The 282-nt window shown below is 75.5% G+C and carries 1 pseudogene; it reads left to right on the top strand.

Annotated features, from left to right (window positions below):
• A pseudogene (locus tag B2J89_RS22145) lies at positions 1-282 on the top strand (peptidase M48); the annotation flags it as partial.

The following is a 282-nucleotide window of genomic DNA, read 5'->3' as shown; positions in this document are numbered from 1 at the left end:
CGTCAGCATGTTCGACAAGCTGCAGCAGGCCAACCGCCTCAACGACAACGGCTCCTGGCCCTACCTGCGCAGCCACCCGCTGACCACGCAGCGCATCGCCGACATGCACGCGCGCTTGCCGCCCGGCAGCAGCACGGCGGCGACGGCGCCGACGCTCGAGCATGCGATGGTGGCGGCGCGCGCGCGCGTGCTCTCCCGGCCCGGCGTCGACGTGCTGCGCCAGTGGCTGGCCGAGCCGCAGGGCCCGGGCTTTGCGGCGCTGGGGCCGGTGCGCCAGGCCGG

The organism is Acidovorax sp. SRB_24 (genome assembly GCF_012931925.1).
Note: the sequence above shows the minus strand (reverse complement) of the source record. Positions and strands in the feature narration are given on the sequence as shown.